Below are 13088 nucleotides of genomic sequence, written 5' to 3' on the forward strand. Positions count from 1 at the left end.
CCCCGTCCCTTCGCCGCTTACGCCGAGACCGGCACGGCGGCTTTGGCTTCGATGAAAGCCGAAATCCGCGCGAGCGAGTCGAGATTTTGCGGGACGATGTCGGCATCGGCCATCACGATCCCGAAATCGTCTTCGATGAAGGCCACCAGTTCCAGAACGCCGGTCGAATCGATGATGTCGTTCTCGATCAGCGAAGCGTCGTCGGCGAGTTCGTATGCGCTGTCGCCGAAGAGAAAGTTCTCGATGACGAATGCCTTGATCTTGTCCTTAATCGCTTGGGTCATTCCACTATCCTTTTTTCCAACGGTTTTTACGCGGCCTCAGCCTTGCGAAGGCTGGTGCCGGTGAATGTCTGCAGCCAGAGTTGCGTCGACAGGACGCCGACGAAGGCCGCGTTGTCGCGAAAGCCCGAGGCTGGGCGCGACTGGCATTTCTGGTAGAGTTTCGTTACCGCTTTGGCATTGAAGAGCCCGCCGGCGGTGACCGCGTCCTCGCTCATCGCGGAGCGCACATAATCGAGTTCGCCCGCGCCGCTGAAGGAGTGGCTGTCTGGAGCGCGATAGGGCTGCTTCGTCCGGCGGCCGATCGCCGGCGGCAGCAGGTCTTTCGTCGCCTCCCGTAGAATATGCTTCTCGACGAGCCCTCTGAGTTTCATTTCCGGCGGCAGCTTTGCGGCGAATTCGACGAGGCGGTGGTCGAGGAACGGGAAACGGCCCTCGATCCCATGCGCCATCGCCATGCGGTCGCCCTGGCTCGAGAGAATATATCCGGGCAGCAGGAAGCGGCTTTCGAGATATTGGGCCTGATGCAGCGGATGCCAGCGGCCGAAGGCAGCGGGGAGCCGGCTGACCAATTCTTCCGCCGCATCATAGCCCTTGAGTTCGGCGCGCAGGTCCGACGAGAAGAACATCTTGGTTGCCGCCGTGCCCTTGAGGCGTGGCCGATGCGAAAAGAGCGGGTCGTCGAGGGCCACGTCGCCGGCGCCGAAAAAGGCGGCGAGATACTCGGCCGACTGCTGCTGCAGGCCTGGCAGATAGGGGTAAAGCTTGCGGAACAGATGCGGCCTGATCCGCGAGCCTGGTTGCCGGCCGCAGAAACGGCGGACGCGCGCTTCCTTGAAGATGTCGTAACCGGCGAATACCTCGTCGGCGCCCTCGCCCGTCAGCACCACTTTCAGACCCGCCTCGCGCACCAGGCCGGACAATTTGTAGAGCGGCGCGGGCGCAGTGCGGATGATCGGCTTCTCGGTAAAGCGGATGACATCGGGAAAGTCCCTGGCGATGTCGCCGGCGCGGCATGCGACCGCGCGGTGTTCGGTTCCGAGCGCCGCTGCCATCTCCTCCTGGAATGCGCTTTCGTCATGCTCCGCGCTATCGAAGGTGACGGAGAAGGTGCGCAAGCCTTGGGCCGTCATCCCGGCCGCCAGCGCCGAGATGATGGACGAATCGAGGCCTCCGGAAAGATAGGCGCCGACGGGCACATCGGCCCGCATGCGGATCCGCGTCGCGTCCGTCAGGAGCGCGCGCAATTCCTCCGCAGCGCGGCTTTCCTCCGCATAGGCTGGGCGCTCGTCCCGGTCCGGATAGTCGAGCTGCCAATAGGGCCTTGTCGTGGTGCCGTTCTGATCGGCGATCATCAGATGCCCGGGCTCGAGCTCGTGGATGTCGCGGAAGGGCGTACGCGGCGCGATTGGCGCCCATAGGGTGAATATCTGGTCGAGCGCGATCGGGTCGATCTCTGCGGAGACCCCCGGAACTTCGAGGAGCGCCTTGACCTCGGATGCGAAATAGAGCGTGCCGCCTTTCAATGTGTGGAAGAGCGGGCGCACACCCATGCGGTCGCGCGCGAGCATCATCCGGCGCCGGCGTGCGTCCCAGATCGCGAAGGCGAAATCGCCGTTGAGGAGAGAGAGACAGTCCTCGCCCATCTCTTCGTAAAGATGGAGGATTACCTCCGTATCGCTGGAGGTGCGGAAACGGCGGCCCCTGGCGCGCAGTTCGTCGCGCAACTCCACATAGTTGAAGATTTCACCATTGAAGGCGATCGTCAGCTCGCCGCTCGGGTCGGACATCGGCTGCTGGCCGTCCCCGAGCCCCACAATCGACAGCCGAACATGACCGAGGCCCGCACCCGGCGCGGTGAAGATCCCACGCTCGTCCGGGCCGCGGTGCCCGATCGCGGCCGTCATCCTTTCGAGAAGGGGCTTACCGTCCCGTATTGAACCAAGATACCCGCCGAATCCGCACATGCCTATTCGCTCTCACGCCCGCAATGACACCCAAATATAGCCTGAATACCGGAGAGAATAGTTAATCAGCGGAGCTTTTTTCAATAATGGTAAATCGTCTTCTTGGCCTCAATAATAATCGCCTCGTCTTTGCGCCGCTTACTATTCATATTTACTTTGATACGTTTTTACACTTATTTTACTAAAATTGGATCGACTGACAAATCGTGCAGTCTTAACAGATCGATAACGGGACCGCGCGCCGTCAGGTTCTTTCACACTGCAGGACTCGAGGCGTGGAACCGCGTAGTTTCCATTTTGTTAAGAAAAAGCGTCCAATCTTAACGTTTGAGCTGCACATCTCGGAGCACATGATGAGCTACGATTGGACCGGCGAGCGGACACGTCGGATGAAGATGATGAGATATGCGATCGCCATTGCGCTCGCCCTCGGGCTAATAGCCGGCGCGGCGTCCTGGACCCTGCAGACCATCTAAGCCGTATCGCATTCGGCTTGCCCGGCAGGGAAACGCGCCCGATACATCTTTCCTAACTCGAATTGAGTAAGCGCTAAACCTTGACGCGAGCGCGCGCCGGGAGTGAAATCCGCGTTGAGGCGTATGCCTTGAGGCCGCCCGCCGAATACGTTTGAGGAGGCGGCCTCACCAGTTTCGAGGGGGCGATAGGTGGACCCCGCCGCATAACCGATCAGCAGCAGCGCGGGTTCACCTATCGGGTCGGTGCCGGACCGGTTCGATGGCACACCGAAACGCAAATTCCTTCGCGATTTGCAAAATGGCGCGGGAACAAAGCAGTTCCTTGCGTGTTCTTCGACGCAGCCGCGTGGAGGGTCGAATGCAGAGAAAATTCATGCCGACGGACGTATTCCTGCGCCTCGAGAAGGAATGGCAGCACATGCGCCATGCAAAGCACAATCTCGAGATCGAGGCCGTTCCTGCGAACGATCAGCGAATCGACGGCATCAATGAGCTGGAGCCCTCCGCGTCCCCGCGGAACCCGCATAGGAGCTAGTCCGCTTCGCCCCTTAAATTGCGATGATCATTGCGTGGATGCAAAAGGTAGAGCGGATGCGGGCGCAAAGCTGCACGCATCCGCTCTACCCTGCAGGCGTGGAAGATATTCTGACCGGGTCTGTCGGGAACTGCGAATCCCGAACGTCCTTGGGCCGTACAGAATGTCCCCTTATCGAAGGAGATCCTTCCATGCCCAAGATTATCTCCCATCTCTGGTTCCCGGAAAACGCGCGTGAGGCGGTCGACTTCTACGTATCGACGATCCCGAATTCCGCCATATCGGGCAGCACCACCGTGCCCGCCGAAACACCCAGCGGCCCGCCGGGCAGCGTCACGGTGATCGAATTCAGGCTCGGCGACCAGAATTTCACCGCGCTCGAAGCCGGTTTCTCGATCCTTTCAACCACGCTTACTCAATCCAGGACGCCTGCGACAACCTGGAAGAGCTCGACCGCATCTGGGAGGCCTTCCTCGACAATGGCGGCCAAGCGGAGCACTGCGGCTGGCTGAAGGACCGCCGGGGCCTGTCCTGGCAGATCGTTCCCCGCGTCCTCGGCGAGATGATCTCGGATGCGAACCGCGAAAGAGCGAAGCGCGTGACGGAAGCCATGCTTGCCATGGTGAAGTTCGATATCGCCGCACTCGAGCGGGCTCACCGCGGTTAGCTTTACAGCACCGCGCTCACGACTTCGTGGCTGCAGAGTAGCGCCGCAGGGGTTATTATCCCGCCCCGTGAGCCACAGGCTAGCGCGGGATGAGGAAAAGTGTGTGCGGTTTTCCGCCCGCATCCCGCGTCTCAACTTCTTGGAATTGATCACGTTCATGCTTTCAGGTCGACCTGACCCAAAAGCATCGTGATCTAGAGAGCTTCGGGCCGAAGGGAGGGAGCGATGACTTTCACGCGGCGCGCAGTCGTTCAGGGGCTAGGCATCGGTATGTCGCTGCCGCTTGTGCCGCGGGCGTGGGGCCAGGCTGCCGACCTCACGACGCGGGTCATACCGAAGAGCGAAGAACCGTTGCCGCTCATCGGCCTCGGCACCTGGATCACCTTCAACGTCGGAGATGACCCCGTACTGATGGGCGAATGTGCCGCCGTGATCGCTGCATTCTTCGAAGGCGGCGGTCGCATGATCGATTCCTCGCCGATGTACGGATCGTCCCAGCCGACCATCGGCTACGGCCTCGGCAAGCTCGGATATCCAAAGCAGCTCTTCTCGGCGGAAAAGGTCTGGATATCGGACCCCGGCGAAGGCGCCGCCCAGATCGAAGCATCGAAGGACTACTGGGGCGTCGAAAAATTCGATCTCATGCAGGTTCACAATCTCGTCTCCTGGGAGGAGCACCTGCCCGCGCTCTTCGACATGAAGGCGGCAGGCCGGCTGCGCTATGTCGGCATCACCACCTCGGAGGGGCGGAGGCACCGCGAGATCGAACAGGTCATGGCGACCCAGCCGATCGATTTCGTCCAGGTCACCTACAATATTCTCGACCGCGAGGTGGAGGAGCGCATCTTGCCGCTGGCGCAGGAGAAGGGCATTGCCGTGATCGTCAACCGGCCGTTCCGGCAGGGCGGTCTGATCCGGCAGGTTGAAGACGAACCGTTGCCGGACTGGATTGCGGAGACCGGCGCTCGCAGCTGGGCGCAGTTTCTCCTGAAGTTCATCATTTCGCATCCGGCGGTCACCTGCGCAATCCCGGCGACGACGCGCGTCGACCATGTACGGGAGAATCTCGAGGCCGCAAGAGGCATCCTGCCCGACGAGAAGCTGCGCGGGCGCATGGCCGGCTATGTGGAGGCGCTGTGAAGCATGACCCTGTCGCGGCGTGATACGGATTTGACGTGATGTCGGAGTGGGCGACTTACAGGCTCGCGGATTTCCTGATGTTTTCGCCGCGCGTCTATTTTCGCCTCGTCGAACGCTACAATCAGGGACTCTGGCCGCTTCAGCTGGTCTTCGTCGCGGGCGCGCTTGCCATCCTGTTCGCCACCGCAACGGACGGACGGCGCGCCCGCGCCGCGGCCATGGCGACGCTGGCCCTGGCCTGGCTCTTCTGCGCGTGGCAATTTCTGTGGCTGCGTTACTCCACCATAAACTGGGCGATGTCCTATGCGACGGCGGCCTTCATGCTGCAGGCCGGTTTGCTGCTTCTCGCGATCCGGTGGACGCAACGCGGCGCATTGCCCGCGAACAGCCTGCGCCGGCGTGGCGGCATTGGCCTGATGGTCTTCGGCTCGCTCGGCTATCCTTTCGGCCCGCTGCTTGCCGGCCGCGCGCCCGCCTCGGCCGAGTCCTTCGGTGCAATGCCGGATCCGACCGTTGCCGTGACGCTCGGCGCCCTCGTGGCGCTCATGCCGCAGAAGCTGTGGCTGCTTCTGCCCATTCCGGTCCTCTGGTGCGCCTTCAGCGCCCTCACCCTTCTGGCCCTGGAGGATGCGGGCGCCTGGGCACCTTTCGCGGTGATCTTCGTGACATTTGCCCTCCTCCTCGTCAGACGATGAGGGAAACTCACTCCTTCACCGCTCCCGTCATCGACGACACGTAATAATCGACGAAGAAGGAATAGAGAATGACCACGGGCAGCGAACCGAACAGTGCGCCCGCCATCAGCGCGCCCCATTCGAAGACGTCGCCGCGCACCAGTTCCGTCAGCACGCCGACCGGTACGGTCTTGTTCTCCGAGGACTGGATGAATGTCAGCGCGTAGATGAACTCGTTCCACGAGAGCGTGAAGGCGAAGATGCCGGCCGATATCAGGCCCGGCACCGCAAGCGGCAGGATGATCTTCACCAGAATCTGCCAGCGCGTGGCTCCGTCCACCAGCGCGCTTTCTTCGAGCTCGAAAGGGATCGAGCGGAAATAGCCCATCAGGAGCCAGGTGCAGAACGGTATGAGGAACGTCGGATAGGTGAAGATCAGCGCCAGCTTGGAATCGTAGATGCCGAACTTGAAGACGATGAAGGCGAGCGGGATGAACAGGATCGACGGCGGCACCAGATAGGCGAGGAAGATCAGCAGCCCGACGGGCCGCGCCCCGGTGAAGCGCACCCGCTCGATCGCATAAGCCGCGAAAACCGATGCGGCAAGCGACAGGATGGTCGAGCCTACGGCCACCAGCATCGTGTTCCATAGCCAGCCCGGATAGGAGGTCTCGAAGAGCAGATATTTGATGTGGTCGAGCGTCGGACGGACCACCCAGAAGGGGCTATAATTGTTGTAGTCGGTCAACTGCGCATTTGGCTTCACCGCTGTGATCGCCATCCAGTAGAACGGGAAGAGCAATACGAAGACGAAGACCGCCATCGGCAGGTAAAGCACCACGATCCGCCGCGGCAGGCGGTTCAGATAGCTCATGCCCTCGGCCGTGTCGGTGAGGACCTCGTCGTCGGTTCGTGTGGTTGTGTTCATTTTTGTCCTCCCGCTCAATCCTGGCCGCCCTGCTGCCATTTGCGGCGTTGCAGACCGAAGAAGCTGAACATGATTGCGGCGAGCAGGAAGGGGATCATGGCGACGGCGATCGCTGCCCCCTCCCCGAGCTGCCCGCCGGGAATGCCGCGCTGGAACGAAAGCGTCGCCATCAGATGGGTTGCGTTGACCGGCCCGCCCTTGGTCAGCACGTAGATCAGCTGGAAATCGGTGAAGGTGAACAGCACCGAGAAGGTCATGACGACCGCGATGATCGGGGTCAGCATCGGCAGGGTGACATAGCGGAAACGCTGCCAGCTGGTGGCGCCGTCGAGCGAGGCTGCCTCCTGCAGCGAAGCCGGGATCGTCTGCAGGCCGGCGAGAAGCGAGATCGCGACGAAGGGAATTCCGCGCCAGACATTGGCGGCAATGACGGAAGCGCGCGCATTGTTCGGGTCGCCCAGGAAGTTGATCGGCCCGTCGATGATACCGAGCTGCATCAGCGACCAGGAGATGATGGAAAACTGCGAATCGTAGATCCACCAGAAGGCGAGCGCCGAAAGCACGGTCGGCACGACCCAGGGCAGGAGCACGATCGCGCGGAAGAAGGACTTGAAAGGCAGGTTTTCGTTCAGCAGCAGCGCCAGCCACAGCCCGAGCACGAATTTCAGGATCGACGCCACGAAGGTGTAGAGCAGCGTGTTGTAGACCGACAGCCAGAAGACCGAATCCCGGGCCAGGAATTCGTAATTCTCGATCCCGATGAAGACGCCGTCGCGGCCGATGCGGGTGTCGGTGAAGCCGAGCCAGACGCCCAGCCCGAGCGGATAGGTCAGAAAGCAGATCAGAAAGACGGCTGCCGGCAGCATGAACAGGAAGCCGAGCATATTGTTGTTCTGCATCAGCGAAGCCGTGGTGGATGGCTTTCCGGACGGCGTTATGGAGGACATCGGGCTTCTCCGGCTGGAGGAACGGATCTCGAGGCATTTGCCGGCAGCGTTTGCTGCCGGCTTTGAGGCGGCCCTACTGCATGTTTCCTTTAATCCTATCCGATTAACGGACAAAAACATGCAGCAGATCAAAGTGCTACAGCGACCTTTGCGCGTCTGATAAGACGCGCGGCGCTGTAGGCAGCGGCTGGATCAGACGCGATAATAGCGGTTCGCCCGCCGTTCGGCCTCGATGACAGCGTCTTCCGGCGTCGCCTGGCCGGTGACCGCACTGGCGAACATGTCGACCAGGACGTAGTCGGCCATGACGCCTGCCGAGGCATAGCCGAGCGGTCCGGCATAGCCGTTCGGCCGCAGCGTCTCCGAGGCGCGCGCATAGGGTGCGTGGATCGGGTCCGAGGTCCAGACCGGGTTGTCGGCGAAGGCCTTCAGCGGCTGGCAGCAATAGGCGCTCGATCCCTCGATCCAGGCGTTCATCTGGTCGGCTTCCATCATGAACTTGAGATAGGCCTTGGCGGCTTCGGGATACTTCCTGTGCTTGAACAGCAGGATCGAGCTCGTCTGGTGGAGTTCGACGCTCTGGCCGACCGGACCGACCGGGAAGTTGGTCGTGCGGATGTCGGCTGCAAGCTCCGCAAGGGCCGCGTCCTTCTTGGCCGCATAGTAGAGCGAGACGCCGTTTGCCGTCAGCGATACCTGCCCCGCAAGGAAGGCGCGGTTGTTGTTGATGTCGAGCCAGCTTTCGGTACCCGGGATGAAGGTCTCGTATAGCGACTTCGCGTAATTGACCGCAGCGAGCGTTTCCGGGCTGTTGATCGTGACCTTGCCGCTCTCGTCGACCATCTTGCCGCCATGGCTCCACAGGAGCCAATGGGCGTAGTTGTTGCCGTCACCGACCGCTTTTCCATGGGGGAAACCGGCCGGGGTTCCCTTGGCTTTGAGAGCCTTGCAGAGTTCGAGAAAGCCGGCCGTGTCCTTCGGGAATTCACTGAAGCCGGCCGCCTTCATGTGGCTCTCGCGGTAGCAGACGGCGTTGCCGATCGCGGCCAGCGGCATGGCGATGAACTGCCCGTCGCGGCTCGCATAGCCCTTCAGGCCGTCGTACCATCCACCATATTTGTTGCCGAGATAGTCGGCGAGCTCCGTCAGGTCGACGAGCTTGTCCGGATATTGATGTGCGTCGTCGAACCAGCACATCACCATATCAGGGCCGGAGCCGACATTGGCGGCAACCGCCGCCTTCGGCCGGATGTCCTCCCAGCTTTCCTTGTCGATGCGGACTTCGACGCCCGTCGCCTCCGTGAACTTCTTGGTATTGGCGATCCACGCGTCTTCATCACCCTTGACGAAGGGCGTCCATCTGAGAAGCCTGAGGCTTGCCCCCTCCTCCGGCTTGTAGCTCGGCTCGGCCTGCGCGAAGGACGGGCGGATGCCCAGACCCGCAACGCCGGCGAGTGCGGCGGAGCTTGCGAGAAAATCACGTCTCTTTATCGGCATGCTACTCCTCCTCAAAAAGCGGGAGCGTCTTTCTCCGCATTCACCGTCCCGCTTGGCGAATGCGGCTTGAGCGATGCCGGCCACTGCCTGGCATCTTTATTGGCCCACGAAGGCTCCTCCCTTCGTCAGCGACGTCAGGCGACCAGCCGCCGTCCGGTTCCGGCGTCGAACAAGTGCACATGCGCGGCATCGATTGCGAGATGGATCGTTTCGCCGGGCTTGGCATTCACCCTCTCGCGGAAAACACAGGTCACATCGTGGCCGCCGAGCCTTGCGATCAGTTGCGTCTCGTAGCCGGTCGGCTCGATCACCGCGATTTCGGCCGGAAGCCCGTTCGGATCGAGAGCCATGTATTCGGGCCTCAGTCCGTAGACGAGATCGCGCCCCTGGGCGGCTGCCGCCGGCCGCGCCACGGGCAGAGCCGTTCCGTCGGCCGTGAGGAAGACACTCGGATCGGCCGGATCGAGACGGCCCTTGAGCATGTTCATCGCAGGCGAGCCGATGAAACCGGCCACGAAGAGATTGGCGGGGTCGTCGTAGAGCTCGAGCGGTGCGCCGATCTGCTCGACGATGCCGTCATGCATGACGACGATCTTGTCGGCCATGGTCATCGCCTCGATCTGGTCATGCGTCACGTAGACGGTCGTGGTCTTCAGCCGCTGGTGCAGTTCCTTGATCTCGGCGCGCATGGCGACGCGCAGCTTGGCATCGAGATTGGAAAGCGGTTCGTCGAAGAGAAACACCTGCGGGTCGCGCACGATCGCCCGCCCCATGGCGACGCGCTGGCGCTGACCGCCGGAAAGCTGACGCGGATAGCGGTCCAGCAGCTTCGAAAGGCCAAGAATTTCGGCCGCCACACCGACGCGTTTGTCGATTTCGGATTTCGGTCTGCTTGCCAGCATCAGCGAGAAGGCCATGTTGTCGGCGACCGTCATATGCGGATAGAGCGCATAATTCTGGAACACCATGGCGATGTCGCGGTCCTTCGGCGGCAAGCGGTTGACCACCTGGTTGCCGATGCGGATTTCGCCCGCGGTGATGTTTTCGAGGCCCGCCAGCATCCGGAGCAAGGTGGATTTGCCGCAACCGGAAGGGCCGACGAGAATGACGAACTCGCCATCCTCGATCTCGATGTTCACGCCCTTGATGACAGGGAAAGCACCGAAGGACTTCCGGACATCGACAAAATCCACGCCTGCCATTTGCGTTCCTCCCAGAACTGATCTTTATCCTTGCGGCCGCCCAATTCATCGTTCGCGCGACCGCGCCAGGCTGAAAACCTCTTTTTATCCGCGGCCGACCAGCGGCATCCTGGTCGCCATCACGGTCATCGTGAGAACATTGGCCGAGAGCGGCAGGCTCGCCATGTAGACGACCGCCTCGGCGATGTGCTCGATCGGTATCGTCGGCTCCGCCGCAACCTCGCCATTGGCCTGCAGCACGCCGGTGCTCATCCTCGCGGTCATGTCGGTCGCGGCATTGCCGATGTCGATCTGGCCACAGGCAATGTCGTGCATCCGGCCATCGAGCGCCGTCGATTTCGTGAGGCCGGTAATGGCGTGCTTGGTCGCGGTATAGGGCGCCGAATTGGGCCGCGGCGTCTGCGCGGAAATCGAGCCGTTGTTGATGATCCGGCCCCCGCGCGGCGTCTGCGCCTTCATCAGCCGGAAGGCATGTTGCGTGCACAGAAAGGCGCCCGTCAGGTTCGCCGCGACGATACCGTTCCACTGTTCGAAGGTCACCTCTTCGAGGGGCACGGGCGGCACGTTCGAGCCGGCATTGTTGACGAGGAGATCCAGCCGGGCGAATTCCGTCCGGACGGCCGCGAAGAGAGCCGCGACCTGATCCGGATCGCCGACATCGCAGACGACCGGGCGGACGATATTGCCGGTCCGCCCGCCGATTTCGCCGGCCGCAGCCTCGAGTACATCCGGACGGCGGCCGGTAATGACGACGCTGTAGCCTTCCGTACTCAAGGCCTGGGCGATGCCACGGCCGACACCGGTCCCGCCGCCCGTGACCAGCGCGATCCTGCCCTCGCCCGATCCCTTTCCTTGCGCCATCTCAGACCCTTCCTCCGAGTTCGTCTTCGATATGGATCCGGATGATCTCGTCGAAGTTGCTCTCGGCCGTGAAGCCGAGTTCCCGCGCACGGCGGGCATCGAAGTCGGTCGCCCAGCCGGAGACGATCGTCTGGATCAACGGATCCGGCTCGCGGCGGATGAGGCTCACGGCCTTTTGGCCGGCAATGCGGGCGAGCGCCTCGATCTCCTCGCCGACCAGCGCCGAGAGCCCCGGCATGGTGAGGTTGCGCCGCGGCCCGATGACACCCGTGTCCATTCGCGCCGCATGGATGAAGAAGCCCACGGCCGAGCGCGGGCTCGCGAACCAATGCCGGACATTCTCGTCCACCGGCAGGATAGCTTCCTGGCCGACGAGCGGCTCGCGCAGGATGTTGGAAAAGAAGCCGGATGCGGCCTTGTTCGGCTTTCCGGGCCGGATGCAGATGGTCGGCAGCCGAATGCCGATACCGTCGAAGAAGCCGCGGCGGGTATAATCGGCGAGCAGCAGTTCGGAGATCGCCTTTTGCGTCCCGTAGCTGGTCAGCGGCGTGGTGAAGAACTCGTCGCCGATCTTTTCCGGAAACGGCTGGCCGAAGACGGCGATAGAGGAGGCGAAGAGGACGCGCGGGAGGTAGCGCTTACGTTGTCCCTCGCGGCGGATCGCCTCGAAGAGCGCGCGTGTGCCGTCGAGATTGACCAGGTAGCCTTTGTCGAAGTCGGCCTCCGCCTCTCCCGAGACGATCGCCGCGAGATGGATGATCACGTCCGGCCGCGAGGAGATCAGGCGCTCTGCGCTGCCTTCGGTGGACAGGTCGATCGCAAGCGTCGTCGCAAGCGACGAAAATGCCGGCGGCAGGGGCGGCTCCACCACGTCCGCCAATGTCAGGCTGGCGATCTCGCGTCCTAGCGAACCGGGCTCCGCGGCCAGCCTTTCGACCAGCTTCCGGCCGATCATGCCGGCGGCACCAATGACCATTACATGCATTTTCGGCGAACCTCCTCCTGTTCGGCCACCCGGGCAGTCCTGGCTCAGCTTGACTTTCTGTTCGCTCCGTTTGCCTGCTCGTCCGCCAGCAAAGCCTTCGTCGTCTCATAGATCCGGATCAGATGATGGTGAAAGGCGGCGACGACAGCCGCCCGGTCATGCTGCCTCAAGGCGGCGACGATGTCGCTGTGATCCTTGTAGCTCGCTTCGATTGCTCCGGGCCGTGACATGGCGCTTCGCCGGTAGTCCATCATATAGGTGTAAAGGTCGGTGACGAAATCGGAGAGCAGCGGATTGCCGCAGGCCCGGTAGATCGCCACATGGAACTCGCGGTCGCAGATCAGAAAGCGCATCGCGTCGTCGCCGCAGATCTTCTGCGCGTCGAGCAGGCTGTCAAGCTTGCGCAGCGCCTCTTCATCGATGTTCTCTGCCGCGTCGCCGACCACCTTCAACTCGATGTGAAGCCTTGCGGCGTGAACGTCCTCGAGATCGTAGCTGTCGATCGCGTTCGGGGAAGCGATCGTCACTGTGACATGGCTCAGATCGACATTCCCGACGCGCGTTCGGCTTCCTTGCGACACCTCGACCACACCGCGCGCCGCCAGCGTCTGGATTGCCCCGCGCACCGTCTCGCGGCTCACATGGAGCACGCTCGCAAGCTCGCGCTCGCCCGGCAGCACATCGCCCGGCCTCAGCATGTTGGTCGCAACCAGCACCATAAGCTTGTCGGCAATGAGGTCGCGCGCGGTACGGCGCTCGAGGCTCTTCCCGACTTTAGGCATATGCGTGAGGATTGGACTTCCATTCACCGCGGCGCCTCCAACTGATCCACTGGTTGGTCCAGCAGATCAGTATTACAAATAGAGTGCCTATGGGAGCGCGCGGTCAAGGGAGGTTCGTTGCGGCAGCGCACCAAAAATGCACGGCT

Annotated in this window: 13 protein-coding genes and 2 pseudogenes; 6 read left to right on the forward strand and 9 right to left on the reverse strand. The window is 62.2% G+C overall.

The window, feature by feature from the left end; all coding sequences use genetic code 11:
* Positions 1-17: 17 nt before the first annotated feature.
* Positions 18-284, reverse strand: a complete 267-nt coding sequence (locus PZL22_RS02845) for an acyl carrier protein (RefSeq protein ID WP_003526363.1) — start codon at positions 282-284, stop codon at positions 18-20.
* 26 nt (positions 285-310) lie between these two features.
* Positions 311-2248: an asparagine synthase (glutamine-hydrolyzing) gene (gene asnB, locus PZL22_RS02850; protein WP_003526364.1), complete on the reverse strand. Its 1938-nt coding sequence runs from the start codon at positions 2246-2248 to the stop codon at positions 311-313.
* A 353-nt stretch (positions 2249-2601) separates the two neighbouring features.
* Between asnB and PZL22_RS02855 the strand changes: the two genes are divergently transcribed.
* The 6 genes and pseudogenes from PZL22_RS02855 to PZL22_RS02875 all read left to right on the forward strand — a co-directional run bounded on the left by PZL22_RS02855 (position 2602) and on the right by PZL22_RS02875 (position 5761).
* Positions 2602-2724: a hypothetical protein gene (locus PZL22_RS02855; RefSeq protein ID WP_013850378.1), complete on the forward strand. Its 123-nt coding sequence runs from the start codon at positions 2602-2604 to the stop codon at positions 2722-2724.
* A 358-nt stretch (positions 2725-3082) separates the two neighbouring features.
* Positions 3083-3259 (forward strand): hypothetical protein, encoded by a 177-nt coding sequence (locus tag PZL22_RS02860; RefSeq protein ID WP_003526366.1) that lies wholly within the window; start codon positions 3083-3085, stop codon positions 3257-3259.
* A 191-nt stretch (positions 3260-3450) separates the two neighbouring features.
* A pseudogene (locus PZL22_RS31545) lies at positions 3451-3506 on the forward strand (VOC family protein); the annotation flags it as partial.
* 99 nt (positions 3507-3605) lie between these two features.
* A pseudogene (locus tag PZL22_RS31550) lies at positions 3606-3743 on the forward strand (hypothetical protein); the annotation flags it as partial.
* A 408-nt stretch (positions 3744-4151) separates the two neighbouring features.
* Entirely contained in the window at positions 4152-5066 is a 915-nt protein-coding gene (locus tag PZL22_RS02870) for an aldo/keto reductase (protein WP_003526371.1), read from the forward strand.
* A gap of 38 nt (positions 5067-5104) precedes the next feature.
* On the forward strand, positions 5105-5761 hold the full coding sequence (locus tag PZL22_RS02875) for a DUF6064 family protein (RefSeq protein WP_127515756.1): 657 nt from the start codon (positions 5105-5107) through the stop codon (positions 5759-5761).
* 7 nt (positions 5762-5768) lie between these two features.
* On the opposite strand, the gene PZL22_RS02880 is transcribed toward PZL22_RS02875, so the two are convergent.
* The 7 genes from PZL22_RS02880 to PZL22_RS02910 all read right to left on the reverse strand — a co-directional run bounded on the left by PZL22_RS02880 (position 5769) and on the right by PZL22_RS02910 (position 12969).
* On the reverse strand, positions 5769-6668 hold the full coding sequence (locus PZL22_RS02880; RefSeq protein ID WP_003526374.1) for a carbohydrate ABC transporter permease: 900 nt from the start codon (positions 6666-6668) through the stop codon (positions 5769-5771).
* A 14-nt stretch (positions 6669-6682) separates the two neighbouring features.
* Entirely contained in the window at positions 6683-7615 is a 933-nt protein-coding gene (locus PZL22_RS02885; RefSeq protein WP_003526375.1) for a carbohydrate ABC transporter permease, read from the reverse strand.
* Between the two features lie 192 nt (positions 7616-7807).
* Complete coding sequence (locus tag PZL22_RS02890; RefSeq protein ID WP_284718454.1) at positions 7808-9112, reverse strand: ABC transporter substrate-binding protein; 1305 nt, start codon at positions 9110-9112, stop codon at positions 7808-7810.
* A 134-nt stretch (positions 9113-9246) separates the two neighbouring features.
* Complete coding sequence (locus PZL22_RS02895; RefSeq protein ID WP_284718455.1) at positions 9247-10314, reverse strand: ABC transporter ATP-binding protein; 1068 nt, start codon at positions 10312-10314, stop codon at positions 9247-9249.
* A gap of 84 nt (positions 10315-10398) precedes the next feature.
* Complete coding sequence (locus PZL22_RS02900) at positions 10399-11175, reverse strand: SDR family oxidoreductase (RefSeq protein ID WP_127515758.1); 777 nt, start codon at positions 11173-11175, stop codon at positions 10399-10401.
* A 1-nt stretch (position 11176) separates the two neighbouring features.
* A complete protein-coding gene (gene denD, locus PZL22_RS02905; RefSeq protein ID WP_003526382.1) occupies positions 11177-12160 on the reverse strand; it encodes a D-erythronate dehydrogenase in 984 nt (327 codons plus the stop codon).
* A 44-nt stretch (positions 12161-12204) separates the two neighbouring features.
* Complete coding sequence (locus PZL22_RS02910; RefSeq protein WP_014530163.1) at positions 12205-12969, reverse strand: FadR/GntR family transcriptional regulator; 765 nt, start codon at positions 12967-12969, stop codon at positions 12205-12207.
* Positions 12970-13088 lie beyond the last annotated feature (119 nt).

The sequence above is a fragment of the Ensifer meliloti genome (genome assembly GCF_030064585.1).
Lineage (GTDB): Bacteria > Pseudomonadota > Alphaproteobacteria > Rhizobiales > Rhizobiaceae > Sinorhizobium > Sinorhizobium meliloti.